Source organism: Terrimonas pollutisoli (assembly GCF_029360765.1).
Classification (GTDB): Bacteria; Bacteroidota; Bacteroidia; order Chitinophagales; family Chitinophagaceae; genus Terrimonas_B; species Terrimonas_B pollutisoli.
Genome location: NZ_JARKNA010000066.1, coordinates 1 through 733 on the forward strand (window position 1 = coordinate 1; position 733 = coordinate 733).

At 47.6% G+C, this 733-nt stretch carries 1 protein-coding gene; it reads right to left on the reverse strand.

The window, feature by feature from the left end:
• Positions 1-733: hypothetical protein (locus tag P2W73_RS26375; protein ID WP_276505099.1), on the reverse strand; the 733-nt coding region annotated here is incomplete at both ends.

Below are 733 nucleotides of genomic sequence, written 5' to 3' on the forward strand. Positions count from 1 at the left end.
ATGTTTGTCCGTTCCAGGTATATGGCAATGCGGCTTCACAGATGGTGATAGTCTCGGTAGCGGTTACGTTTGGATTAACCACGAGAGTCAATGTAACAACCGAATCACAACCATTGATATTTTGGAGGGTAGCATTATATGTGCCCGCAGTAGCAAGTGTCTGGTTATTCCAGGTATAGGGCAATGCTGCTTCGCAAATGGTGATGGTCTCGGTAGCGGTCACGTTTGGATTAACCACGAGAGTCAATGTAACAACCGAATCACAGCCATTGATATTTTGGAGTGTGGCTGTGGCGGGGCCTGCGGCGATTAATGTTTGTCCGTTCCAGGTATAGGGCAATGCTCCTTCACAGATGGTGATGGTCTCTGTGGCGGTCACGTTTGGATTAACCACGAGAGTCAATGTAACAACCGAATCACAACCATTGCTATTTTGGAGCGTAGCATTATATGTGCCCGCAGTAGCAAGTGGCTGGTTGTTCCAGCTATAGGGCAATGCTCCTTCACAGATGGTAATGGTCTCTGTGGTGGTAACATTTGGATTAACCACCAATGTCAGTGTTACTACCGAATCACAACCATTGATATTTTGGAGGGTAGCTGTGGCGGGGCCTGCGGCGGTTAATGTTTGTCCGTTCCAGGTATATGGCAATGCGGCTTCACAGATGGTGATAGTCTCGGTAGCGGTTACGTTTGGATTAACCACGAGAGTCAATGTAACAACCGAATCACA